The sequence below is a fragment of the Gallaecimonas pentaromativorans genome (assembly GCF_003751625.1).
GTDB classification, from domain to species: Bacteria; Pseudomonadota; Gammaproteobacteria; order Enterobacterales; family Gallaecimonadaceae; genus Gallaecimonas; species Gallaecimonas pentaromativorans.
In genome coordinates, this window is record NZ_RJUL01000006.1 from 259142 (window position 1) to 283719 (window position 24578).

Here is a 24578-nt window from a genome sequence, read left to right on the forward strand (position 1 = left end):
GTGCGTCCAAAAAACCGCTGGGAAAATCCAGGGTTATAGCGATGCGACGCCGGACTGAAGTGAGCCTCCAAGACGCTGCCTGTCCCTCTCCCTTGCCTGGCTTACCGGTATCAAACCGGCTTGCCTTAGCAGAGCAGGAGGCGCGCTTCACCCCGACGCATTGACAGGTTGCCCGCTGTTTTGGCCAAGGGGCATGATAAGAAGGTGAGATATTGATGATCTTTTTATTTTATAAATAAAATCAGGAAGATACATTGACGAAAAACCGGGACGTTGCCCTTGATAGCATCAAAAGCGCCTTTGTTATTGGCGATTTTGTGGTGCGCCCGGAGCACCACAGCCTGGTAAAAGACGGCCAGGAACAGCTACTTGAACCCCGGGCCATGACCATTCTGATGCTGCTGGCACGCCAGGCCGGCGAGTTGGTCAGCCGCGAAGCGCTGCTCCTTGAAGCCTGGCCGGGGCGAGTGGTGTCGGACAACGCAATCAACCAGTTCATCACCAAACTGCGGCGCAGTCTGGGCGACGACGCCAAAGAGCCCCGCTACATCGTGACCGTTCCCAAGCGGGGCTATCGGTTGATTGCCCCGGTAGAAGAAGTGCTGCTTGAGGCGCCGCGCCTGCCGCAGCCTCTGACCAACCAGCCCCCGGCGCCGCCAGAGCGCGCCACTTGGCCGGGCTGGGCCCTGGCCCTGATATTATTGCTGCCGGTGCTGCAAGGGGTCTTTACCACCTTGAAGCGCCAAAGCGGCTTTAGCCACCAAGAGCCGCTGGTAAAGCTACCGGGGAGCCAGCAACAGCCAAGGCTCTCTGCTGACGGCCAATACCTTGCCTTTAGCTATCGCGAAGACGCCAGCCCAAACCAGCTTTATATTCAGAAATTAGCCAAGCCCCATCAGCCGCCCCCAAGGCCGCAGCCTCTGACCGGCCAGGATGCCGACCGCCAGGCGCCAGCCTGGTCACCCGACGGCAAGGCGCTGGCTTACCTGTGGCGCCATGGCCAGCAGTGCCAAATTCGCCTTGCCGCCCTTGACCGGCAAAGTGGCCGGCTAAGCGGGGTACGCGCCCTGACCTTTTGCCAGCCTGCCGATACCCGCAGCCGCTTGGCCTTTAGCCGCGACGGCAAAAGCCTGTATTTCAACCGCCGCCCGAAGCCGCGCGCGCCCTATCAGCTTTATCAGTTGCACCTTGGCACCGGCCGTTTGACGGCCCTGACCCACCCGAGCGAACCCGGTGATGGCGACCTGGCCTTTGCCTTGTCAGAAGACGGCCGCCAGCTGCTGGTGGCCAGAGACCATTACTGGCAGAGCCAATCTGTGTACTTAAAAGACCTTACCAGTGGCCACGCGGTGCGCTTGCTGCAAAATACGGCCATCACTGCTTTGGCCTGGGGGGAGGATAACCGCCACTATTACCTGGCGCGGCCAAGCGGCGAGGTAAGCCGTTACGCTCTTGGTAGGCTCAAGGGCGAGGCGCTGGCGGTTAGCTCTGTTGAGGGATTGTCCTTTGCCGGCGGCAAGCTGGTGGTAAGCCAAGGCCACTGGCAGAGTGCGTTATTGGAGCTAACGGCGCCTTTTAACGGCGATCAGCCCACACTCAAGGCGCTACAAACGGGCCGGGCTGTCCCTGATGTAGCTGGCCTTGACACCCGCCAACCCAAAGCCACACCAGACCTGCCCTCAGGGGCCCGAAATATCGCCTGGAGCAGCGATGGGCAAAGCCTGTATTTTGCCTCCAACCAGCAAGGAGACTGGCAAATCTGGCGCTACCAGGACGATGACCAGAGCATGGGTCAAGTGACCGAGCACGGCGGCTTTTGCGGCCGGCCGGATAGCAAAGAGCACTTTCTTTATTTTACCCGTCTGCATAAAGCCGGCCTTTGGCGGCAGAATTTAAAAACCGGCACTGTTACCTCTATCAATGCAAACATCGACTGGCAACACTGTGAAAGCTGGGCAATAACCGAGCAGGCTGTTTTTTATTTAACGCCGGACTCTCATCCTAAATTGATGCGTTTTGATTTCAGCCTGGGTTTGGAAAATGAAGTCGCGCAATTAGCAGGCGCCGAGCAAACACAATTTGCCATAGCCAAAGATGAATCACGGATACTTTTCACCCAACAAAGCCGCGATAAATCCGTCATTTCATTACTGCGCCGTTAAGGGGTATCATTTGCGCCCTTTCTGGCTTAATGGTCAGTAAACCCTTGGCTAAATTGCCATTGTCGCAATTTAGTATCCTTGCCTAAACTTTGCCCCGTCGTAACCCCTTTGAGAGGGCTGCGCCTTTTACCTTTGCAGGGAGTGATTATGAAAAAGGTTAGTGCTTTTCGTTTGTCTGCTGCTGCCACTTTGATGGCGTTCGCTTTTGCTTCTCAGGCTGCCGATGTCTCCAAAGACGATTTGGCAGGTCGTGTTTACCTGGGTGGCCACATTGGTGCCATGGACCTCGACTCTGATCGCATGATCGAGAAACATGGTGGTATCTATGAACCCAAGCAAGATTTCAAAACCTTCGTTCCTGGTTTGGAACTGGGTTACCGTATTTCCCCGCTGTGGGAAGTACGTGGTTACTATGACTACCTGCAAGCCGATCTGAAGAACAGCAATTCTTCCGGCTACGGTGAGTCTTACGGTGCCGATGTATTGTTCAACATCACCGACCACTTCTACACCGGTCTGGGTATCAACCGCACCAAAGTTGAAAACCTGAGCGACACCTTTGCTCGCCTGACCCTGGGTTACCGCACCTTCCTGACCGACAACCTGGCGTTCCGCACTGAAGTGGCGGCCCAGCAGGATGACAGCAACTTTACCGACTACGTGGCCAACGTTGGCTTCCAGTACTTCTTCGGTGGCGCGCCCAAACAGGAAGTGGCCCCCAAGCCCGCCCCAGCCCCGGTGGTGGTTGACTCCGACGGTGACGGCGTACCGGATGACCGCGACGCCTGCCCGGGCACCCCGGCCAACTACAAGGTCGACGAGCGCGGCTGCACCAAGTACGAAACCCAAACCGTTACCGAAAAACTGCTGGTGAACTTCGACACCAACTCGGCCAACGTCAAACCTCAGTACTTCTCTGAGATTGAGCGCGTTGCCAAGTTCATGAAGGACTTCCCGCAGCTGGACGTAGTGATCGAAGGTCACACCGACGACACCGGCGCTGCCAGCTACAACCTGAAGCTGTCTGAGCGCCGCGCCAAAGCCGTTGGCGACGTGCTGGCCAGCCAGTTTGGCATCGACAAATCCCGCATCAAAACCGTAGGCTACGGCGAGAGCCAGCCGGCTGTTGAAGGCACCAGCAAAGAAGCCCGTGCCGCCAACCGCCGCATCGAGGCCAAGCTGTCCGCCACCAAGCGGGTTCCAGACACCAAGTAAGTTGACCTGGGTGCAGGGGGAGCCTTAGGCTCCCCTTTTTTATGGGAGAGTGACATGTTTAAACCGCTGCGCTGGTTGCTCCAGGGCTTTTTAATCACAGCGCCGGTGCTGCTCACCATCTACTTGGTGTGGGCCCTGTACCGGTATTTTAATAACGGCCTGTTCCAACCCATTGCCCTGTTGCTCGAACCGGTATTGGGGACGCCTATCCCCCAATGGCTGGTGGCCCCGGTCGGTTTAGTGCTGACGCTGCTTATCATCATGACCATTGGCCTTTTGGCCGGTCACTTTCTTGGCCGGCAGCTCTTTAGCCTGGTGGATAACATCATGGAGCGCCTGCCCCTGGTCAAGCTGCTCTATGGCGCCATCAAAGACGTGCTGGGCGCCATTACCGGCCAGGACAAACGCTTTTCAAAGCCGGTGCTGGTCAGGATCAATGCCGATATCGAAGTCATCGGTTTTGTCACCCGCGACAGCCTTGATGAAATGGGCCTTGAAGGCCGAGTGGCGGTATACCTGCCCCAGTCTTTTAACTTTGCCGGCAACCTGGTGTTGGTGGCCAAAGACAAGGTGACTCCTCTGAACATGACGGCGGCCGAAGTGTTGCCCTTGGTGGTGGCTGGCGGCGTTTCAAAACAAGGAAATGGCGACTCGTCCCGCCAGGGATTGTAAAGACGGCTACCCTGTTGGATGCTCGCCGCGACCACCACAGGGAAAACACAATGAAAAAGACCCTTCTTTGCCTGGCGCTGTCCAGCTCCTTACTGGGCTGCGCTACCACCACCAGCGCACCGCAAAGCACCATGGCAACCAGCCAGGTTGCCCCGCAGCAACAATTTCAGGCACTGGTTAACGACTTCATCCCGGCCTTCTGGCAGCAGTTCCCTACCTGGGGGCTGTACGTGGGTTACACCCGCTACGCCGGCGAGCTGGTTATCCCCACCCCGGCCGCCCGCCAGCAGGAGCTGGCCTTTGCCAAGCACTGGCAGGACAAGCTCCATAGCCTGGATTTCGAGGCCCTGAGCCCGGCCAGCAAGATTGACTACCTACTCATCCAAAACCAATTGGGCAGCATCGTTTTTGATGTCACCGAGCTTAAAAGCTGGCAGTGGGATCCGTCCCAGTACAACATCGCCGGCGCCATCGCCGAGCTTGGCGCCAGCAAGGCCATCAGTGAACCCGATGCCCTTAACGCCATCAGCGCCCGCCTGGAAAAGGCGCCGGCCTATTACCAGGCTGCCCGCCAGAACATTGAGCGCCCCACCCTCGAGCACACCCAGCTTGCCATAGTGCAAAACCAGGGCGCGTTCTCGGTGATAAACGATGCGCTGCTTTCCCGCGCCGACGCCAGCGCCCTGAGCGCCGCCGACAAAGCCCGCTTTCATGCCAACTACCAAGCGGCCCGCAGCGCTATCAATAGCCAGATTGACTGGCTCAAGGCCCTGGCAGCCAAGCTTGAAAAAGGCGGCAATGCCCGCTCCTTTCGCTTGGGTAAGGCCCTTTACGAACAGAAGTTCGCCTTTGACATTCAGTCCGGGCTGACCGCCAAAGAGCTGTACGACAAAGCCCAGGCTGACAAGGCCAAGGTACTTGGCGAGATGAATCGCATCACCGACAGCCTGTGGAGCAAGTATTTCCCGGGAGAGCCGCGCCTGGCCGGCAATGCCGGGGTGAAAAAGCTCATCGACAAACTCTCGGCCAACCACGTGAAGCGCGATGCCTTTGTTGACGCCGTCAAGGCGCAGATCCCAACCCTGGAGGCCTTCGTCAACCAGCACCAGTTGCTGACCCTGGACCCGAACAAACCGCTGGTAGTGCGGGAGACCCCCGAGTACATGCGCGGTGTGGCCGGCGCCTCGGTATCAGCCCCTGGCCCCTACGACAAGGGCGGCAACACCTACTACAACGTCACCCCCCTTGATGGCATGAGCGACGCCCAGGCCGAGAGCTACCTGCGCGAATACAATCATTGGGTGTTGCAGGTACTGAATATCCACGAGGCCATCCCTGGCCACTACGCCCAGTTGGTGTATTCCAACCAGTCGCCGAGCCTGGTCAAGAGCCTGTTCGGCAACGGCGCCATGGTCGAAGGTTGGGCCGTCTATGCCGAGCGGATGATGCTCGAAGCAGGCTACGGCAACAACGAGCCAGAAATGTGGCTGATGTACTACAAGTGGAACCTGCGCACCATCTGCAACACCATCCTCGACTACAGCGTGCATGTGCTTGGCATGAGCCGCGACCAGGCGCTGGACTTGCTGATGAACCAGGCCTTCCAGCAACAAGCCGAAGCCGAAGGCAAATGGCGGCGAGTAACCCTGTCTCAGGTGCAGCTCACCAGCTATTACGCCGGGTTCAGGGAGATTTACGATTTCCGTGACGCGCAGAAAAAGGCCCTGGGTACAGGCTTTAACCTCAAGGACTTTAACGAAAGGTTTTTGAGTTATGGCTCGGCGCCGGTGCGGTATATCAAGGCGCTGATGTCAGGCGAAAAGATCGAGCCCCAGTGACGCCTTGGGTTTAGCCGCCGTTTCATAGGCACGCTCAGGCGTGCCTTTTAATTGCTCCTGCTGCTGGGCAAGGATGGCGGCCCGGGCTTCGGTGATCATCTGCCGCGCTTCGCTGGCAACTTGCTTGTCTTGACCCGACGGCTGGGCCGGGGCCAGGGCCGCTTTTAAGATGGTCTGGGCTTTGCTGAGGGTGGCTTGAGGGTCCCCCGCTACCTTTGAGGTATCAATCTGCACCTCGCCGTCCACCGCATAGCGGCGGCCATCGGCGCCCTTTTCAAAGCTTAAGTGCATCCCTTTGGAATAACTGCCAGCCGCGCTCTGGTGGGCCTGCTCGTGGCTGCGCACTTCCTGGTCGCGCGCCTTGAGGGAATCAAGCTCGGCTTGGTCAGTTTCATTCAAGAGGGGCTGGCCAGGCGCTTGGCCTTTACTGGCTGGCGCGTTACGGCTTATTTGATCTGAAGAGGCCTTGTCTGGCGCTGGGGTGGGATTGGCCTTATCGGTAGCACTGGCGCCAGTCGCCGCGGGTTGCGACGCAACAGCACTTGCCGCCGGCACCTGGGTGTCAGCAGCAATAGACTGATTGTAAGAAGAGGCCCCAACCTGAAGCATCAACGCTCCCGCTCAAAAATTGGTCACATACCTGCCATACACTAATCGCCCTTGCGCCCTTTTGCCACAAGTGTTACCTCTTTTGTGAGCCAATCTTTAGGAGTGTATTTTGGCGAGCCACTTATTTGCCCAACTAGCCCGACTGCGGCTTATTCGCCGCTGGCCACTGATGTATAACGTGCAACCCGAGAACGTCGCCGAACACAGCCTGCAGGTGGCCATGGTGGCCCATGCCCTGGCCCTTATCAGCAATCATTGCTTTGGCACCCAGTTGGACGCCAACCGGGTGGCGGCCCTGGCGCTGTTTCACGACGCCTCGGAAGTGCTCACCGGCGATCTGCCGACCCCGGTCAAGTACTACAACCCGGCCATCGCCGATGAATACAAGAAGATTGAAGCGGTTGCCGAGCAGCGCCTGGTGGACATGGCGCCGCCGGAGCTTCGCGAGGCGTATCGCCAGCTCTTTGTAGCCAGCGCCGACGAAGCGCCGCTGCAAAGCCTGGTTAAAGACGCCGATACCCTCTGCGCCTACCTCAAATGCCTGCAGGAGCTCAACATGGGTAACCACGAGTTCACCCAGGCCAAGGGCCGCCTGGAGGCAATGCTGGCCAAACGCATGAATCCGCCGATGCGCTATTTTCTCGACCAGTTCGTGCCGAGTTTTTCCCTTTCCCTGGACGACATCGCCGATGACCCAGAACACCCTCTGGTCCGCCCGGGCCAGCAATAACAACAGCCAGCGCCAGGACGACCATCGCAGCCCCTTTCAGCGTGATAAGGCAAGGGTGCTGCATTCGGCCGCCTTTCGCCGCCTGCAGGCCAAAACCCAGGTGCTGGGGGTCGGCCAGAGCGATTTTTACCGCACCCGCCTCACCCACTCACTGGAAGCGGCGCAAATTGGCACCGGCATTCTTAACCAGTTAAAACGCAAGGCGCCACAGCATCAGGCACTCTTTGCCGAAGAGGCCCTTATTGAGGCCATTTGCCTGGCCCATGACATTGGTCATCCACCTTTTGGCCACGGCGGCGAGGTGGCCCTTAATTACCTGATGCGCCACGACGGCGGCTTTGAGGGTAACGCCCAGACCCTTCGCATTCTCGCCAAGCTCGAGCCCTACACCGAGGGCAACGGCATGGATCTTTGCCGGCGCACCCTGCTTGGGGTGGTGAAATACCCGGTGCTGCAAAGTGCGGTCAGAGGCCCCTTGGCGCCAGAGCCCGCCAATCCGCGGCAACTGAAAGTCAGCGACTGGTACCCGGCCAAGGCCAATTACGACGAAGACGCCGATATCCTCGAGTGGATCCTCGCGCCCCTTGGCAACCACGACCGAGATCTTTTCAGCCAATTCCAACCCCTCGCCCCCCACGGCAAGGCCAAATTCAAATCGTTGGACAGCGCCATCATGGAGTTGGGGGACGATATCGCCTATGCCATCCACGACATGGAAGATGCCATCGTCATGGGCCTGGTTGGCCGTGAGGTGTGGGACAGTGACGTGGCCAGCGAGCTTAAAGCGCTGTCGCTGCCCGGTTTTGCCATGAGCCTTGAGGAGCTCGGCAGCCAGCTTTTCTCCGGCCAGCACCACCTTCGCAAGCAAGCCATCGGCGCCCTGGTCAACGGCCTTATCACCGCCACCACCCTGGTGCCGGTCGACGGCTTTGAATCGCCGCTGCTGGCCTTTAACGCCGGCCTGCCCGAGCACTACGCCCGGGCACTTAAAGTGTTCAAGGATTTTGTCTACAACCAGGTGGTAACCAAGCCGGAGCTGCAGCTTCTGGAATACAAGGGCCAGCAGATGGTGATGGCGCTCTTTGAGGCCCTGGCCTCTGATCCGGCCCGGCTACTGCCGCACAATACCCGTCGCCGCTGGCAAGCCGCCGGCCAAAGCCCGAGGGTCATTGCCGATTATATTGCCGGCATGACCGACGAATACGCCGGCCGCCTTTACGGCACCTTATTCCTGCCCAAAACCGGTACGGTGTTTGAGCGCCAGCCCCATTAAAAAGGCGCCCTTGGGCGCCTTTTCTTAGCAACGGCCCTTTTTGGCCTGGCCGGGCGGGCAGTGGGTGCCCTGGCCATCAACCACCACTTCCGGCGCCTTGACCCGGACCTCAGGGCCCCTCAAGGTACAACCGGCCAGTAACGATAGCGCTGCCAGGGCAGCGAGCAAGCGAACGGACATGACATTCTCCTTTATTTGTTTTGCCTAAAGTCTAGGAGAATTGCCCTAACCTGCCCTTAACCTGCCAGAGCCGGGAACAGCCCTTTGAGGCCCTTGGCCATAAATTCCACCGCCAGCGCCATCATGATAAGGCCCATCACCCGGGTAATAAGGTTGATACCGGTGGTACCCAGCCAACGCGCCAGCATCGGCGCGCATAAAAACACCCCCCAGGTCACCAGGCCCAGCAGCGCAATGGCAATGCCCAGCGCGCCTTTGTCCATGACGGTATGGTGAGCCTGGGTAAAGACGATGACCGTGGTAATGGCGGCGGGACCAGCGATCAGCGGCAGTGCCAGGGGCACCAGGGTCACCGAGTTCATGTGCGCCGCTTCACGGCCTTCTTCTGTGGTGCGGCGGGTCTCGCCGAGCTTACCTTGCAGCATCGACAAGGCGGTAAAGCTCAGCAACACGCCGCCCGCCACCTGGAAAGAGGACACCGAAATGGAGAAGAAATCCAGCAGGCTTTCCCCCAACAGCAGCACCACCCACAGGATCACCGCCGAGGCAAAAGAAGCCATCATGGCGGTGCGGCGCCGCTCAACCAGGGATTGATCCGAGGTCAGGCCGATAAACACCGGCAGCAGCCCAAAAGGGTTGACGATAGCCAGCATGGCCACAAAAAATTGAGTGTAAATAGCGTAATCCACTGCTGGCGCCTCCCCTAATGAGACCTTAAGTGGCGCAGAGTCTAAACGCCTTGCAGGGCGCCGTATAACGAGATATTTTGGCCCGCAAGCATTAGTTTTTTTGATTATTCCCTGTACGTTAAAGTTGACGTTTACGCCTGCGGCAACGCGCTGACAATGCCAGCTGTTCTGCGTATAATGCCGCCCCTGTTGCATAACAGAGGTTTTCCCGCGTATGACAAAGGTTCTCGAACACAGCACCGATTTCAGCCTGGTCCAGGGCCTGCTGGCAAAAGACACCGGTTTTGAAATGCTGGCATCGAGCTTTGCCGACCTGCCGCTGGACCCCTACATCCAGGGGGACTTTCGTTACCGCTGCTATTCCAATGTCAAAATCGAGGCCGGCCACATTCGCCGCCAGCCCACCAAGACCTTTATGCAGCCCAGCCACATCAACCAGTACCTGGGCGATGTGGAGCGCCAGTATCAGGAGATCCCCGAGCAGACCCTGACCGGCGCCGCCATGAGCAGTATGCTCAAGGATTTCAAAGACCAATGCGCCCTGAGCGACGACGCGGTGATTGAAATTCACCAAATTCGCATCAAGACCCAGTCACGCAATGCCACCCCGCCGGCTCCCGAGGGCGTCCATCAGGACGGCTTTAACTACTTAGGGATCTACGTGATTGGTACCCAGACCGTGGAAGGCGGCGAGGTGATGCTGTACGAAGCCAAAGACGAGGCGCCGTTCTTTTGCGAGCGTTTTGCCGACGGCCAGTACGTTATCCTCAACGATGCCCGTTACTTCCATAACGCCGCGCCGGTCCTGCCCCTCCCAGGCCAGGACCAAGGTTACTGGGATGTGGTGGTACTGACGGCCCATGCCGGCTGATTGCCCCTGCGGCAGTGGCCGCCAATATCCAGAATGCTGTGGCCCCCTGCATCAGGGGGCCACAGCCGTTACCGCCGAGGCGCTGATGCGGGCCCGCTACTGCGCCCATGTGGTCAACGCGCCGCAGTTTATCCTCGATAGCTGGCACCCGGACTCCCGCCCCACCCTTGCCGATATCGCCCCTTTTATCGCCCTGCCCTGGCATGATTTGCAGATCCTTGGGCACCTGCCTGGCGAGCAAGAAAGTTTTGTCACCTTTCTTGCCCGTTACCAGCAAGATGATGGCCTTGCCTTTCATCTGGAAAAAAGCCGTTTCCTGAAAATAGACGGGAATTGGTTATTTCATTCAGGCACTTACCCTGAGCCCGAGCGTAATGCCCCCTGCCCCTGCGGCTCTGGACGAAAGTATAAGACCTGTTGCCGCCGTTAATTGCTAATCTAGCCCCAGGCAAGTTGTGCCCTCTTTTCATAACAATCAATAGAAAAAGGAACCGTTTATGGGGTGGTTAGTTAAAGGCGCGGTGCGCATGGTGGAGCGGTATCTTCCCGATCCTTTTGTGCTGGTACTGCTATTGACCATGCTGGTACTGGGCCTGTCCATCGGCGTGCAAGGCATGGCGCCTATGAATGCGGTCGATGTCTGGGGTAAAGGGTTCTGGAACCTGCTGAGCTTTGCCATGCAGATGGCCCTGATCCTGGTGCTCGGCCACCTGGTGGCCTCCACACCGCCGGTGAGAAAAGCCCTGGGCGCCCTGGCCCGTCGGCTGCCGGGGCCGAAAAGCGCCATCGTTACCGTCACTTTGGTGGCTTTGGTGGCCTCCTGGCTCAACTGGGGTTTTGGCCTGGTGGTAGGTGCCTTTTTTGCTCGTGCCATCGCCCGGGAAATCGCCATTGATTACAAGCTGCTGGTGGCCTCGGCCTACTCGGGGTTCCTTATCTGGCACGCCGGCCTGTCAGGCTCCATTCCCCTGACCATCAACACCCCTGGCAACTTTACTGAAAAGCAAATCGGCCTTATCCCCACCAGCGAAACCATCTTCGCCTCTTATAACCTCATCATCGTGGTGGCGCTGCTGATTGTAATGCCGCTGCTGAACATGCTGATGCTCGATAAAAGCAGCAAGCTCAGCAAGGTACAAAGCCAAGAAGAAGAAAACCGCGTTGCCGGCCACGGCCCCATGCTCAACCAGCGCTGGCCCATGTACCTGGGCGGCGCCATCATGCTGGCCTACTTGGTGCCCTATTTTATGGGCGGTGGCGGCCTTAACCTGAACGTGCTGAACCTGGTGTTTTTGATGCTGGCCATGGTGCTGTTCGGCACCGCTTCGCGCTTTTTGGGCGCCCTGCCTCCGGCGGTGGCCAGTGCCGGCGGCATCCTTATTCAGTTTCCCTTCTACGCCGGCATCATGGCCCTGATGCAAGGCTCTGGCCTTGCCACCCGCCTGGCCGAGTTTTTTGTGCATGTGTCCACCGCCGACACCCTGCCGCTGTGGAGCTTCCTCTCTGCCGGCCTTATCAACCTCTTTGTGCCCTCCGGTGGTGGCCAGTGGGCGGTGCAGGCGCCGGTTATGCTGCCTGCCGCTCAAATGCTGCACGTGGACGTGGCCAAGGTGGCCATGTCGGTCGCCTGGGGCGATGCCTGGACCAACCTGCTGCAACCCTTCTGGGCACTGCCGGTGCTGGCCATTGCTGGCCTTGGCGCCAAGGACGTGATGGGCTATTGCCTCATCCAGTTGCTGGTATCCGGGGTAGTGATAGGCTTGGGCCTGAGCTTCCTGTAAGCCGCATTGGACAGAAAAAAGGCCGCAGTAGCGGCCTTTTTTATTACCCGGCAAGTTGCTTGGCCTGGGGCTCGTCTTTGGGGGGCATCTTGGCCAGATCGTAAGGGGTTATCTGGTAGACGCAGTAGTTTATCCAGTTGCTGTACAGCAAGCTGGCATGGCTGCGCCAGCGTGCCCTTGGGGTTTGGCTGGCGTCGTCTTGCGGGTAGTAGTTCTCCGGCAGCACCGGGTTGATACCGGCCTTGAGGTCGCGCTGGTATTCCTGGTCCAGGGTGTCGAAATCGTATTCTGGATGCCCGGTCACAAAAATCTGCCGAAGGTCGTCGCTTGCCGCCAGATAAACCCCGGCCTCGGGGTGGTCGGCAAGGATCTGCAACTCGGTGTGCTCGCCGATAAAGCCGGCGTCAAAGTCGGCATAACGGCTCAGCGGCGCCAGGAAGTAATCGTCAAAGCCGCGCACCAGCGGGTTGTCGCGGTTGAGGGTGCGGTGCTCATAGACCCCGGAAAGCTTCTGGCCGCGGGTCATCTTCGGCAGGCCGTAGAGGTAGTTCAGGGCCGCCTGGGCCGCCCAGCACAAAAACAGCGTGGAGGTGACATGGGTGCGGGACCACTCGATGACATTTCGCACATCGTCCCAGTAATACACCTCGTCAAAAGGCACCTGCCCCAGGGGCGCGCCGGTCACGATAAGGCCGTCAAAGTTCTGGTCCTTGATGTCGTCAAAATCGCGGTAAAAGCGCTCCAGGTGCGAGCTTGGGGTGTTGTTGGACTCGCGATGATCGATACGCAGCAGCTTGACGTTGACCTGCAACGGGGTGTTGGCCAAGAGCCTTAAGATCTGGTTCTCGGTATCGATTTTCTTGGGCATCAGGTTGAGCAGCACCACCTCCATGGGACGGATGTCCTGGTGGATGGCGCGGGTTTCATCCATCACAAAGATGTTTTCCTTGCGCAGCACTTCGGCGGCCGGCAAGGCATCGGGAATTCGGATGGGCATGGCAATCTCCGCGGCATTAGCCTGGATATTTAAACGTCTAAACGTCTAAATGTCCACTTCCAAGCCAATAACAGCCACAAAAAAGGCGCCCACCGGCGCCTTGTTCAGGGTTGCAGCCATTGCAGCTGCCATTTGTTGTCGGTGCGCTGGTAACGCACTCGGTGATGCAGGCGATTCTCCCGGCCTGCCCAGAATTCCATCAGGCTGGGTACCAGCACATAACCGCCCCAATGCGGCGGGCATGGCACGGTATCGCCAAAGCGCGCCTCGGCCTCGGCCAGTTGGCGCTCCAGAACCGAGGCATCGCTAATGGGCTCAGACTGATGCGAGGCCCAGGCACCGAGCTGCGAGCCTCGGGGGCGGGAGGCAAAATAAGCCTCTGAGTCGCTACGCGGCAGCTTGGTGACCAAGCCCTGTACCCGCACCTGGCGGGCCAGATGAGGCCAGTAAAAATTTAGGCTGGCCCGCGGGTCGGCCGCTAGCTCAAGACCCTTGTGGGACTGGTAGTTGGTAAAAAACTGCAGGCCCTGCTCGCTTATCCCCTTTAAAAGCACGATGCGGCTTTGGGGAAAGCCGTCCAGCCCCTGGGTACAGAGGGTCATGGCGTTGACTTCCAGCCAGTCCACCGGGGCGCTGTCTTTGGCTTCGTCAAACCAATGGCCAAATTGTTTGAGGGGGTTGGGGTCCAGTTCGGTAAGGGGGGCGTGGCGGAACACCCGGCGCATGGCATCAATGCTCATCATGACTCCAAAGAAAAAAGGCAGTCCAAAGACTGCCTTAGCTTACTGCACCAGACCTTGCAGCACATCAAAGAAGCGCGCCAGCTCCTCGGTGGTGTTGTAGTGCATGCACCCCACTCGCACTATGCCACTCTCCTCCAGCCCCAGTTGGCGCACCAGGCCCAGGGCATAGAAGTTACCATCGCCAAGACAAATACCGGCCGCCGCCATGGCTTCGGACACCGCTCTGTTAGCCACACCTTCTAGGGTAAAGGCGAAAGTGGGGGTGCGCTCGGCAAGGCGGGCCGGGTCGGTAATGCCAAAGATGCGAAGCCCAGGCACGGTCGCGGCGCGTTCCAAAAAGTACTGGCTGAGCTGCATTTCATGCTGCTTGCTGGCGCTATAGGTGGCCGCCAGGCGCTGGCGCCGGGGCAAGTCGGGGCTCAGGCCACTGAGCTCGGCCAGATGCTCGACCGTCGCCACGAACCCAGCCAAGGCTTCAAAGCTCTGGGTGCCGGTTTCAAACTTGTTCGGCGCAAGGTTGGTGGCAGGCTCCACCTTATATGGGGTGATGGCGTCTAGCAGCTGGTGGCGGCCAAAAACCATCCCCAGGTGCGGGCCAAAGAACTTGTAGCTGCTACACGCCAGGAAATCGCAACCGATGGCCTGCACGTCCACCAGTTCATGGGGGGTAAAGTGCACGGCATCGACCCACACCAGCGCCCCCACCTTATGGGCCGCTTCCACCACCTTTTTGACATCGACGATAGAGCCGGTGGTGTTGGAGGCGTGGGTCAGGGCCACCAGCTTGGTGCGCGGCGACAGCTTGGCAAAGAGCGCCTGGTAATCGAGGGTGCAATCGGCCTCGACCAGCGGCACTTGGTGCACAGTGGCGCCTTTGTCGGCGGCAGCCTGCGCCCAGGACGACACGTTGGAGTAGTGGTCCAATGCGGTGACGATAACCTCGTCCCCGGCTTGCCAGCCGCGGCTGATGGCGCGGCTCATGGCAAAGGTCAGGGTGGTCATGTTGGGGCCGAAGATGATTTCATCGCTGCTGGCCGCGCCCAATAAATCCCGGGCGGCGGCTCGCGCTTCGCTCATTACGGCGGTGGTTTTTTTCGACGAGAAATAGGCGCCGCCCAGGTTGGCATTAAAGCGGCCCAGGTAGTCGGTCATGGCCGCCAGCACCGAGCTTGGTACCTGGGCGCCGCCGGGGCCGTCCAGGAAGATGGGGGTCAGGCCGTCTACTTGCTGATTAAGGGCGGGGAATTTTTCACGCAGGGCTGCAATATTCACAACTGGGTTTCCGTTCACGTCAAGGCGGCGCCAGTGTAAAGAGCCCCTTCGGGCAAGTCCAGCCTGGGGCTGTGCGGGGCGTCACCTTTCAGAACGGTTGCTGCTGCCAGCGGGACAACACATCCCCAAGATCGGCATTGGCGGTCAGCCCTGGCCGGGCAGGCAGAGGCTCACCTTTCACCTGCCAGGCGGCTTTGGGATCAAGGTCGGCCAGCACGTCATCTTGAATAAAGCGGGCATCCTCGGCGCGGCCCAATTGCGGCTCGGGGTCGAGGCAGTCAAACAACCTGGCGGCCACCATGCCCTGCTGGTGAAACACCTCAGACAGGGCGACGGAGCGGGCCGGGGTACGGGCATCGGCGCCAAAGGGCCTTTTAGGAGCTGTGTCCAGCGCGCCTTTTGGCAAGCCCTGTTGCAACTCGGGGCTGGCAATGCCGGGCTTTTCCAACAAATCGTTGCCCAACATCGCCAGCAGCAGTGCAAAATCCGAACGCTGACCAGACGCCACCGCTGACGCCAGTTGGGGCGCCAGGGTTAGTTCGTCTTGGAAGGCAAGGCCGTTGATTTGCACAGAAAATCATCATTTAACAGGGTTAAACCCTATATCGGCCGCTAAACCGGGATTTTTAGCAAATTTCTTCCTTTACATCAGATCGGATTTTGGTAGTATGGCGGCGCATCGGCGGTGGGGTTCCCGAGCGGCCAAAGGGATCAGACTGTAAATCTGACGGCTCAGCCTTCGAAGGTTCGAATCCTTCCCCCACCACCATCCTTTACAACGAAAGTGGCTCAAGCGGCGGCTTTCCATATACCGAACCCGGTGGGGTTCCCGAGTGGCCAAAGGGATCAGACTGTAAATCTGACGGCTCAGCCTTCGAAGGTTCGAATCCTTCCCCCACCACCATATATGCCGCCTTTGGGGCGGCTTTTTTTTTGGGTTATACTGCCCGCCCTTTTGCGACTAAGGCTTTGTCAGTGGAACTTCAGGAACTCACCGATCAGTTGGTTGCCCGCTACCAGGAAGGCCTGGAAATGTGGCAGTACAACCACGAAACCGAAGCCGGCCAGTTTACTGGCAGCTTTCTGGTGCATCGTGATTGGGAAACCCTGACCACCACCGAGCCCGGCAGCTGGCTGGCGTGCCTCATTTATTGCCTGGAAGTGGCCGCCGTGGTGCGCCTGGCTAACGAACTGCCAGGCCTCGGCACCCTGCCCGACGCCAAGCAATTGGAGCTTGCCGCTCTTATCAGCGAAGCGGAAATGAGCGCGGCGCTGCTTCGCGCCCTGCCCCAAGGCTTTGGCGACGATCACCCCAAGGGTGACGAAGAGCGCGAGTTTATTCCTGACGAAGCCCACGAGATGCTGGACATACTGGTGCGCCTAGCCGACTCGGCCCCCGAGGAGCACCAGCACGACGGCGACTCCTTTATCTGCCTGATGGACACTTTGCAGTCCGGCGCCGTGGATTTTGCCGCCCAGTACGTGGCCGAAGACAGCAATATGATGCAGCCAAGCCTCGGGGCCAGCGCCATTTTGCAAGACATGCTGGTGGAAATGACGGTGCTGGACCAAGACTACGTAGCCCAGCGGCTACTGACCTTTATCCAGCGCTTTTGTAACCCGCTGCTCACCGCCCAGCGCCTGGAAATGCTCACCGAAATGATGGGCAAACCCACCAAAGCTCCTATGGGCCGCCTGCACTAAAACACAGGTAAGCAACAGCGGACCTTGCGCCCCCTGGTTAAAAGTTCAACAATGAGAAGAACTTACCCAGGGGGATAACATGAAGACAACAGCCCTAGCCTTGCTCGGCAGCACCCTGTTGCTCAGCGCCTGTACCTCAACCAACCCTTGTGAACGTATTGTCGAAATGAGCGACCAGGCCCGGCGCTGCGATATGATGCGCCGCAACATGGACAACCTCAAAGACAACCCCCAGTTGATGAGCGCCGCCAAAGAGCGTTATCAGCAAGAATGCGTCAACTTCCTTTACTACCAAGAGAACTTTTCCGACGAAGAGCTCAAGTGTCTGAGCCCGGAAGAGAAGAAGGCATTGCGCACTCGCAGCCAGCAAAAGTAGCTGGTAACCTTCAGCCATCTGAAGGAGGAAAAGCGCGATGTCTCAAACCATTATCAACACCCAAGACGCTCCGGCGGCCATTGGCCCTTATGTGCAGGCCCGCCGCGTGGGGCCATTCCTTTATACGTCCGGGCAGATCCCCATCGACCCTAAAACCGGTGACGTAGTCGAGGGTATCGAAGCCCAGACCGAGCAGGCCCTTAACAACCTGCTGGCCATTCTCAAAGCCGCCGGTTTCGACAAAGAGCACGTGCTCAAAACCACGGTCTTTATCAAGGATATGAACCAGTTCGCCACCATCAACGGCATCTATGAGCGTTTCTTTGGCGACCACAAGCCAGCCCGCAGCTGCGTGGAAGTGGCGCGCCTGCCCAAAGACGTGCTGGTAGAAGTCGAGGCAGTAGCCTACGGCGAGTAAAAGAGGCGGCCCAGGCCGCCTTTCATCGCCGCCGGTAACGGCGGCCTGTGTTACCCTAGCCTCACCATTTAGCGATACTCCTAGCCATGAAAATTATCTCATTCAACATCAATGGCCTGCGCGCCCGCCTTCATCAACTGCAAGCCCTTATCGACAAGCACCAGCCCGATATCATCGGCCTGCAGGAAACCAAGGTGCATGATGACCAATTCCCGCTGGAAGAGGTTCGCGCCATGGGTTACGAGGTGCACTTTCATGGTCAAAAAGGCCACTACGGCGTGGCTATGCTCTCCAAGCAGTCGCCGGTATCGGTGCAAAAAGGCTTCCCCACTGATGGGGAAGAAGCCCAGCGCCGCATGATCATCGGCCGTTTCACCTTGCCGGACGGCAGCCCGCTGACGGTGCTGAACGGTTACTTCCCGCAAGGGGAAAACCGCAGCCACGAGCTGAAATTCCCGGCCAAGGAAAAGTTCTACGCCGATTTGATGCACTATCTTGAGCAGCACCACAGCCCCGATGAGGCGGTGGCGATCATCGGTGACATGAACATCTCCTGCACCGACTTAGACATCGGTATCGGTGAAGCCAACGCCAAGCGCTGGCTCAAAGAAGGCAAGTGCTCGTTCCTGCCCGAAGAGCGCCAGTGGATGGACAAACTGCTGGGCTGGGGTCTGGTGGATACCTTCCGCGCCGAGCACCCCGACACCGCCGACCGCTACTCCTGGTTTGACTACCGCTCCAAGGGCTTTGACGACAACCGTGGCCTGCGTATCGACCTGGTACTGGCCACCCGCCCCCTGGCTCAAAAGGCGGTGGAGACCGGCATCGACTACGAGCTGCGCGGCATAGAGAAACCCTCGGACCACGCCCCCATCTGGACCACCTTCAAGGTCTGAACAAAGCCGGTCGCCAGACCGGCTTTTTAACCTAAGGGCCATCTCAAGGACAGCATTTGTGACCGCATCAACCAAGGCAACTATGGACACCCTGACGCTTTTTATCGTTATCACCCTGGCAGCCGGCGCCATGATGCCGCTGCAGGCCGGTATCAATGCCCAACTGGCCGCCAACACCGGCGGCGCTATATGGGCCGCCTTTATCAGCTTTGGGGTAGGCACCTTGGTGCTGGCCCTATACCTGCTTTTGACCCGCCAAGGGGTGCCCAGCGCCGGCGCCTTGGCCGCCCTGCCCTGGTGGCAATGGAGCGGCGGCCTGCTGGGGGCCTTTTTCGTGGCGGTGGCGGCTTTTGTGGCGCCGCGGCTGGGGGCGGCGGCCTTTATCGGTTTTCTGGTGGCCGGGCAAATGCTGGCATCCTTGCTGCTGGACCATCAAGGCTGGGTGGGTTACCTGCAAAAGGAAATCAACCCTTACCGCATCGCCGGCGCCCTGCTGGTCATTGGTGGCGTGGTGCTTATTCGCCGCAATTAATCGCCGATAAGCTGGGTGTCTTGTTCGGTATGCAAGAACAGCCACAACAGCTTTTGGCTGGCTGACCAGAAGGCGTGGCCATACTCTAAGGGTGATTTGAAAAACGGCGCCGCATCAATACTTTGAAAATCCACAGGCACCTCGGTAATGGCCCGGCGCACCGCGCCGTTACCGATGAGGTTAAATAGCTGCGGGTCGGGAGGCGCCAGGGTATCGGCGTGGCATTGGGGCAGCTTGTCGAGCCCGACCTCGGCAAAAAACCACCAGCCGTGGCTGCCGTTATCGGAGACAAAACAAGTATGAAGCGGGGACAACTCCCCTAGATTGACGTAGCGGGGCAAAACAGTGGACATAGAACCCTCCTTGGTTTCCAAGGCCACAGTCTGCCCAAAATGGCTGCGAAAAAAAACCCGCCTTTCGGCGGGTTTTTCATATCAGAACGAGGTGCGGCGGTAATTGCGATAGCGCGGCAACCAGAAGTTCTTCTCGATAGCGGCGATCAGCGCCTCGTCAGAGGTGGTGAGTGCGACGTCATCGTCCTGAGCCTGTTTGGCCACAGCCAGGGCAATGTACTTGCTCACTTCCTGGATGTCGGATACCAGCGGCAGTACCGGGCCTGAGCCCTCGTTGGCAAGCGGTGAGCAGTCAGCCAGTGCCCTGGAGGCAGCCATCAGCATGTTGTCGGTCACCCGTTTGGCTTTGGCCGCCAGAACTCCAAGGCCGATGCCAGGGAAGATGTAGGAGTTGTTGCACTGGGCAATGGCCACCTTCTCGTCGCCTACCAGGGCAGGGGCAAAAGGGCTGCCTGTAGCGACCATGGCTTTGCCGTCGGTCCAGTTAAGGATCTCCTGGGGCGTGGCTTCCACCCGCGAGGTGGGATTGGACAGCGGCATCACAAACGGACGCTCGCAGCCGGCCAGCATGGTTTTGATAACTTCTTCGGTAAAGAGACCGCGCTGGCCGGACACCCCGACAAGGATGCTGGGTTTGGCGTTTTTGATCACTTCCAGCAGGGAAATGTTGTCCCCTTCGGTCTCCCAGCTGTCCAGCAGATCAACGTGCTGAGACAGGCGGCTTTGGAAGTTCATCAGGTTGGGCATGTCGCTGGTCAGAAGGCCCCAGCGGTCCACCATGAACACCCGGGCGCGGGCCTCGGCTTCGGTCAGGCCTTCGGTCTGCATGGCCGCCACGATTTGCTCGGCAATGCCGCATCCGGCGCTACCGGCGCCCAGAAACACCACTTTCTGGTCTTTGAGCAGCTCGCCTTTGGCCTTACAGGCAGCCCACAGGGTGCCGACGGTCACGGCAGCAGTGCCCTGGATATCGTCGTTGAAGCAGCACAGATCGTCTTTGTAGCGTTCCAGCAGCGGCATGGCGTTGGCTTGGGCGAAGTCTTCAAACTGCAACAGGGCATTGGGCCAGCGGCGTTTTACCGCCTGGATGAAGGTTTCGACGAAGGCGTAGTACTCGTCACCGCTGATGCGGTTTTGACGGCGGCCCATGTACATGGGGTCGTCCAGCAGATCGGGGTTGTTGGTACCCACGTCCAGTACCACCGGCAAGGTATAAGCCGGGCTGATACCGCCACAGGCGGTGTACAGGGACAATTTACCGATGGGAATGCCCATGCCACCAATACCTTGGTCGCCAAGGCCGAGGATCCGCTCACCGTCGGTCACCACGATGATCTTCACATTCTGCTTGGTGGCGTTTTGCAGGATATCGTCGATATGGTCTTTATCTTCGTAGGATATAAAGAGGCCACGGTGAGTACGGTAGATTTTGGAAAATTCCTGGCAAGCCTGGCCCACTGTAGGGGTGTAGATAATCGGCATCACCTCTTCGAGGTGCTCTTCCAGCAGGCGATAGAACAGGGTCTCGTTGTTGTCCTGAATGGAGCGCAAGTAAACGTGCTTGTCCAGATCAGAGGTGCAGCTGCAGAACTGGGCATAGGCCCGCTCTTTTTGTTCTTCAATGGTTTCAACATACTGCGGCACCAGGCCCAGCAAGTTGAAATGAATGCGCTCTTCCTGGGTAAAGGCACTGCCTTTATTGAGCAGGGGGGACTCCAGCAGGGCCGGGCCCGCGTAGGGGATGTACAGAGGGCGTTTCGGGCTTTGGCTCATTGATTAATCCTTCGGTACTGGGCGGGGGCGGCCAGCATCGTCGATGGCAACATAGGTGTAAGTGGCTTCGGTTACGCAATAACGTCCGGCATTTTCATCGCGCAGCAGCGGCTTGATCCACACTTCGAGTTTTATGGTCATGGAAGTCCGGCCGATGCGGGTACATTCACCATAGACGCAAACCACATCGCCAACCTTGACCGGTTGATGAAAGGTCATCCCTTCAACGGCAACGGTGGCAATACGGCCTTTGGCGATTTCGGTAGCGAGCATGCCGCCACCAAGGTCCATTTGGGACATGATCCAGCCGCCGAAAATGTCACCGTTTTGGTTGGTGTCGGCAGGCATGGTCTGGGTACGGATGATGAGATCCCCACTGGGATGGCGTTTGGCGTCGGTCATACAGCACTCCTCAAAAGAGGCTGTTAACTATACCGATATCAATGGCTTTTGACTACGTTCACTCGGTCCGACCAAAGGCCTTGTCGCCCTTGCTGAAAGCTTGCTCCATGGCCAGCGCCAGCTCCAGGTAACGGGCGCCCTCAAGCTTGACGCTGGGCTTGATGCCCTGGCCTTTCATGCGCTCGGAAAGCTGGGCCAACCAGTGCCGGTCGCCGGGGCTAAGAGGTTTGCGCCCCTCCCTGCCCAGCCACAGCAAGCCTTGCAGCGGCAGGCTCAGCATCAGCAGCGCCATCATGCCCTGTAGTGGGCTCAGGCTTTGGTGGTTGAGGTTAAAACTGACCAGCAACCAGGCAAAGGTCATGCCCGGCAAATAATAAAGCAAGCCTTTGGCGAGCAGCACCGTCTGGGTAAGGGGAAAACGCAGCATCAGGGAGCGACGCACCGGCCAGTGCTTGAGCAGACGGTAACCATCTCGAACCAGTTCCCACATGGCGGGGCCTCCTGATACAACCTTATAAGAAGCAGACACTCTACTTCCTCACACTAGCACGACTCAACGGATTTTGGGCGGCCAAACAGGCAAGGTTCAAATGCGTAACCTGTGATCTGCCGCCACGGCTTTACACCCCAGACGCAAGTCGAATAGCCAACAGGGGCAGCTTTGTGGCTTATGAATAGTTAAGCTTTCCCCCATACAACCATAAGAACCGGCTTTGCAGGCCGGTCAGCAGAAACGATGCAGCATAGAAAGGACATTCCATGACCAAGCCACTGTTGCTGGTTCCCCTTTGCACCGGTGTCGCCCAAACCTCCCTGAGCCTGGGGCTGGTGCACGCCTTGCAGCGGCAAGGCATCCGGGTTGGCTTTGGTAAGCTGATGCCCGCCGAGCGTGTCGATAAAGACCGGACCCTGGCCATCATGGCAAAGCTGGTAGAAAGCCCCGCGGCACTGGTTATCGACGATCTGGCACCTCTGGCCAGCCTGACAAAGCAGCTAACGGCCTTAACCGAAACCTCGCCTCTCCCCCTTATCATCGCCGGGCTTCCGGCCATCGACGGCGGCGCCAATCCGCTGAACCTGGAGCTGGCCAACGCCTTGGGACTAGATGTGCTGTTGCTGGGCAACGGCGCTCCGGCGAGCAAACTCCTTCCCCGTATTGAAAAGGTGCTGACCCAGCTTTCGAGCAGCCAGGTACAAGGGCTGGTACTGAACCAGTGGCCGGCCGATAACAGCGACGGGCCCATCAGTAAACTGGGCCAGGGTAGCCAGAGCAAGCCAGAAGACACCCTTGCCTCAGCGCTGCCGGTTCCGCTTTGGGCCACCATTCCCTGGGTGCCAAGGCTGCTCGCTCCCCGCATCGAAGACGTGGCCCGGCACCTCGGCGCCCTGCCCCTTTGCAGCGGCGATTGGTCTACCCGGCGGGTAAAGGAGGTGATCCTCGAGTCCCGCTCCCTGACCAATATGGCAACACTGTTTAAACCGGGCGCGCTGTTGGTGACCTCGGGGGACCGCAGCGACCTTATCGTTGCCGCCGCTCTTGCCACCCGCAACGGTTTGCAGCTTGGCGGGTTGTTGCTCACCGGCGGCTACCAGCCAGAGCCGGCGATCATGGATTTGTGTGAAGGCGCCTTTGACGATGGCCTGCCGATGCTGCTGGTGGAAGACGACACCTGGCATACCTCCCAGGCCCTACAAGCGCTGTCACTGCACCTGGAGGTGGACGACAGTAATCGCCAGCGCTGGATCATGGAATGGATAGCCGACCATCTCGACACCGAGGCGCTGCTGCGCCGCCATCAAGGTGAAGAAAAACGGCTCTCCCCCACCGCTTTTCGCTACCAGTTGATGCAAAAAGCCCGGCGCCAACGCCAGCGGGTGCTGCTGCCAGAAGGTGAAGATGCCAGGGTGGTGGAAGCGGCGGTCAAGGCGGCGCAGCTGGGAATAGCCCAGTGCCTGCTGCTGGGAAACCCGGCCCGCATCCGCGCCGTGGCACAAAGCCATGATGTGCAGTTAAGCCATGACGTGGTCATTATCGACCCCGATTCCATTCGGGAGCGCTACGTGGCGCCGATGATGAAGCTGCGCCAGCACAAAGGCCTGGAAGAAGTCATGGCCAGAGAGCAGCTACAAGACAACAACGTGCTGGGCGCCATGATGCTGGCCCAAGACGAGGCCGATGCCATGGTCAGCGGCGCCCAGGGCACTACCCTCAGCACCTTGCGCCCGGCGCTGCAGCTCATTAAAACAGCGCCGGGGCAATCTCTGGTTTCCAGCGCCTTTTTACTGCTGCTGCCTGATCAGGTGCTTATCTATGGCGATTGCGCCATCAACCCCAGCCCCAATGCCCAGCAACTTGCCGAAATTGCCTTGCAATGCGCCGATACGGCTGCCTTGTTTGACCTTACCCCGCAGGTGGCGATGATCAGCACCGCCAGCAGCCAGCCCAAGGTGCAACAAGCCACAGCGCAGGCCAGAGCCCAGGCACCCCGGCTGGTAATAGAAGGGCCTCTTGCCTACGACACCGCCATTATCGAGTCCCTGGCCCGGGCCAAAGCGCCGGGCAGCCCTATTGCCGGGCGCTCCAATGTTTTTATTTTTCCCGAACTCAACCTCGGATACAGCACCTTTCAAACCGTGCGGCGCTCTGCAGAGCTGGTGACCCTGGGACCCATGGTGCAGGGGCTTAAAAAGCCGGTGAACGACCTGTCACGAGACGCCAGTATCCATGACATCGTGCAAACCATCGCTTTGACTGCGGTACAGGCCGCAAACCCGGGCATAAAAAAAGCAGCGACTTAAGTCGCTGCTTTTCGCACAAAAAAGAAAAGGCCAGTCAGACTGGCCTTTTGGTTTTGTGTACCACTGCAGTGCAATGATTGCACAAAGTACCCCGTTTTTTTGCTGCTTGCTTTTATTTTATTTACCGCACTCGACGGTGGGCATTCTTATTTTTGTTTCCCTTTTGTGTAACCCCTGGCCATCCTTAGCCAAGTCTTCTCCCCCAACGAGAATTCTTTTTTGAGTCCGCATCTCGCGCCTCAAGTGGTGCTAACTATATGACCTCTTTACGCACACGTAAAGTGATAAATAGA

At 58.7% G+C, this 24578-nt stretch carries 26 protein-coding genes and 2 tRNA genes; 17 read left to right on the forward strand and 11 right to left on the reverse strand.

All coding sequences use genetic code 11. The features are described from left to right. Positions 1-254: 254 nt before the first annotated feature. The 4 genes from EDC28_RS12675 to EDC28_RS12690 all read left to right on the forward strand — a co-directional run bounded on the left by EDC28_RS12675 (position 255) and on the right by EDC28_RS12690 (position 5887). Positions 255-2162 (forward strand): winged helix-turn-helix domain-containing protein, encoded by a 1908-nt coding sequence (locus EDC28_RS12675; RefSeq protein ID WP_123421859.1) that lies wholly within the window; start codon positions 255-257, stop codon positions 2160-2162. 147 nt (positions 2163-2309) lie between these two features. Further along, the gene (locus tag EDC28_RS12680) at positions 2310-3377 is read left to right on the forward strand and encodes an OmpA family protein (RefSeq protein WP_232338724.1); all 1068 of its coding nucleotides are present in this window, start codon (positions 2310-2312) and stop codon (positions 3375-3377) included. A 54-nt stretch (positions 3378-3431) separates the two neighbouring features. After that, a complete protein-coding gene (locus EDC28_RS12685; protein WP_123421860.1) occupies positions 3432-4049 on the forward strand; it encodes a DUF502 domain-containing protein in 618 nt (205 codons plus the stop codon). Positions 4050-4099: 50 nt separating this feature from the next. Continuing rightward, positions 4100-5887, forward strand: coding sequence for a DUF885 domain-containing protein (locus EDC28_RS12690; protein ID WP_123421861.1), 1788 nt, complete (start codon positions 4100-4102; stop codon positions 5885-5887). Here EDC28_RS12690 and EDC28_RS12695 read toward each other — a convergent pair. Next, complete coding sequence (locus EDC28_RS12695) at positions 5861-6496, reverse strand: putative metalloprotease CJM1_0395 family protein (RefSeq protein ID WP_123421862.1); 636 nt, start codon at positions 6494-6496, stop codon at positions 5861-5863. The two genes, EDC28_RS12690 and EDC28_RS12695, sit on opposite strands and share 27 nt — an antisense overlap. 109 nt (positions 6497-6605) lie before the next feature. Between EDC28_RS12695 and yfbR the strand changes: the two genes are divergently transcribed. Further along, positions 6606-7226 (forward strand): 5'-deoxynucleotidase, encoded by a 621-nt coding sequence (yfbR, locus tag EDC28_RS12700; RefSeq protein WP_417355231.1) that lies wholly within the window; start codon positions 6606-6608, stop codon positions 7224-7226. Further along, positions 7186-8499 (forward strand): anti-phage deoxyguanosine triphosphatase, encoded by a 1314-nt coding sequence (locus EDC28_RS12705; protein WP_123421863.1) that lies wholly within the window; start codon positions 7186-7188, stop codon positions 8497-8499. The genes yfbR and EDC28_RS12705 overlap by 41 nt, the downstream gene beginning before the upstream one ends. 24 nt (positions 8500-8523) lie before the next feature. Here EDC28_RS12705 and EDC28_RS20160 read toward each other — a convergent pair whose 3' ends face one another. Further along, positions 8524-8679 (reverse strand): hypothetical protein, encoded by a 156-nt coding sequence (locus EDC28_RS20160; protein ID WP_170164119.1) that lies wholly within the window; start codon positions 8677-8679, stop codon positions 8524-8526. Between the two features lie 56 nt (positions 8680-8735). After that, on the reverse strand, positions 8736-9368 hold the full coding sequence (locus EDC28_RS12710) for a YchE family NAAT transporter (protein WP_050659418.1): 633 nt from the start codon (positions 9366-9368) through the stop codon (positions 8736-8738). Between the two features lie 214 nt (positions 9369-9582). Here EDC28_RS12710 and EDC28_RS12715 point away from each other — a divergent pair, with 214 nt between their 5' ends. The 3 genes from EDC28_RS12715 (at position 9583) to EDC28_RS12725 (ending at position 12020) form a co-directional block, all read left to right on the forward strand. Next, positions 9583-10239: a 2OG-Fe dioxygenase family protein gene (locus tag EDC28_RS12715; protein ID WP_050659417.1), complete on the forward strand. Its 657-nt coding sequence runs from the start codon at positions 9583-9585 to the stop codon at positions 10237-10239. Then, complete coding sequence (locus tag EDC28_RS12720) at positions 10229-10669, forward strand: YchJ family protein (RefSeq protein WP_123421864.1); 441 nt, start codon at positions 10229-10231, stop codon at positions 10667-10669. The genes EDC28_RS12715 and EDC28_RS12720 overlap by 11 nt, the downstream gene beginning before the upstream one ends. Positions 10670-10736: 67 nt before the next feature. Continuing rightward, a complete protein-coding gene (locus tag EDC28_RS12725; protein ID WP_050659415.1) occupies positions 10737-12020 on the forward strand; it encodes a short-chain fatty acid transporter in 1284 nt (427 codons plus the stop codon). A 43-nt stretch (positions 12021-12063) separates the two neighbouring features. Here the strand turns inward: EDC28_RS12725 and metA are convergent, their stop codons facing one another. From metA to EDC28_RS12745, 4 genes are all read right to left on the reverse strand, one after another. Continuing rightward, the gene (gene metA / locus EDC28_RS12730) at positions 12064-13017 is read right to left on the reverse strand and encodes a homoserine O-acetyltransferase MetA (protein ID WP_123421865.1); all 954 of its coding nucleotides are present in this window, start codon (positions 13015-13017) and stop codon (positions 12064-12066) included. 104 nt (positions 13018-13121) lie between these two features. Next, positions 13122-13757, reverse strand: a complete 636-nt coding sequence (pdxH, locus tag EDC28_RS12735; protein ID WP_336391534.1) for a pyridoxamine 5'-phosphate oxidase — start codon at positions 13755-13757, stop codon at positions 13122-13124. A 42-nt stretch (positions 13758-13799) separates the two neighbouring features. Next, the gene (locus tag EDC28_RS12740; protein WP_050659412.1) at positions 13800-15032 is read right to left on the reverse strand and encodes a cysteine desulfurase-like protein; all 1233 of its coding nucleotides are present in this window, start codon (positions 15030-15032) and stop codon (positions 13800-13802) included. 88 nt (positions 15033-15120) lie between these two features. After that, entirely contained in the window at positions 15121-15603 is a 483-nt protein-coding gene (locus EDC28_RS12745; RefSeq protein WP_050659411.1) for a VC2046/SO_2500 family protein, read from the reverse strand. Positions 15604-15716: 113 nt separating this feature from the next. Here EDC28_RS12745 and EDC28_RS12750 point away from each other — a divergent pair. From EDC28_RS12750 to EDC28_RS12780, 7 genes are all read left to right on the forward strand, one after another. Then, a tRNA-Tyr gene (locus EDC28_RS12750) sits at positions 15717-15801 on the forward strand. Positions 15802-15851: 50 nt separating this feature from the next. Next, positions 15852-15936 (forward strand) — tRNA-Tyr (locus EDC28_RS12755). Between the two features lie 71 nt (positions 15937-16007). Then, positions 16008-16736 (forward strand): hypothetical protein, encoded by a 729-nt coding sequence (locus EDC28_RS12760; RefSeq protein ID WP_050659410.1) that lies wholly within the window; start codon positions 16008-16010, stop codon positions 16734-16736. A gap of 79 nt (positions 16737-16815) precedes the next feature. After that, entirely contained in the window at positions 16816-17112 is a 297-nt protein-coding gene (locus tag EDC28_RS12765; RefSeq protein WP_050659409.1) for a hypothetical protein, read from the forward strand. Between the two features lie 37 nt (positions 17113-17149). Continuing rightward, the gene (locus EDC28_RS12770) at positions 17150-17530 is read left to right on the forward strand and encodes a RidA family protein (RefSeq protein WP_050659408.1); all 381 of its coding nucleotides are present in this window, start codon (positions 17150-17152) and stop codon (positions 17528-17530) included. Between the two features lie 86 nt (positions 17531-17616). Then, on the forward strand, positions 17617-18426 hold the full coding sequence (xthA, locus tag EDC28_RS12775) for an exodeoxyribonuclease III (RefSeq protein ID WP_123421867.1): 810 nt from the start codon (positions 17617-17619) through the stop codon (positions 18424-18426). A 58-nt stretch (positions 18427-18484) separates the two neighbouring features. Beyond that, positions 18485-18958 (forward strand): DMT family transporter, encoded by a 474-nt coding sequence (locus tag EDC28_RS12780; protein WP_336391535.1) that lies wholly within the window; start codon positions 18485-18487, stop codon positions 18956-18958. Here the strand turns inward: EDC28_RS12780 and EDC28_RS12785 are convergent. The 4 genes from EDC28_RS12785 to EDC28_RS12800 form a co-directional block, all read right to left on the reverse strand. Next, complete coding sequence (locus tag EDC28_RS12785) at positions 18955-19311, reverse strand: hypothetical protein (protein WP_123421868.1); 357 nt, start codon at positions 19309-19311, stop codon at positions 18955-18957. The genes EDC28_RS12780 and EDC28_RS12785 overlap by 4 nt on opposite strands. A gap of 81 nt (positions 19312-19392) precedes the next feature. Beyond that, on the reverse strand, positions 19393-21084 hold the full coding sequence (locus tag EDC28_RS12790) for an NAD-dependent malic enzyme (protein ID WP_050659404.1): 1692 nt from the start codon (positions 21082-21084) through the stop codon (positions 19393-19395). A gap of 3 nt (positions 21085-21087) precedes the next feature. Next, a complete protein-coding gene (gene yciA, locus EDC28_RS12795) occupies positions 21088-21486 on the reverse strand; it encodes an acyl-CoA thioester hydrolase YciA (protein WP_050659403.1) in 399 nt (132 codons plus the stop codon). A gap of 58 nt (positions 21487-21544) precedes the next feature. Beyond that, positions 21545-21976, reverse strand: a complete 432-nt coding sequence (locus EDC28_RS12800; RefSeq protein WP_050659402.1) for a DUF412 domain-containing protein — start codon at positions 21974-21976, stop codon at positions 21545-21547. Between the two features lie 269 nt (positions 21977-22245). Between EDC28_RS12800 and pta the strand changes: the two genes are divergently transcribed. Then, positions 22246-24285, forward strand: coding sequence for a phosphate acetyltransferase (gene pta, locus EDC28_RS12805; protein ID WP_123421869.1), 2040 nt, complete (start codon positions 22246-22248; stop codon positions 24283-24285). The last annotated feature ends 293 nt before the right edge of the window (positions 24286-24578 follow it).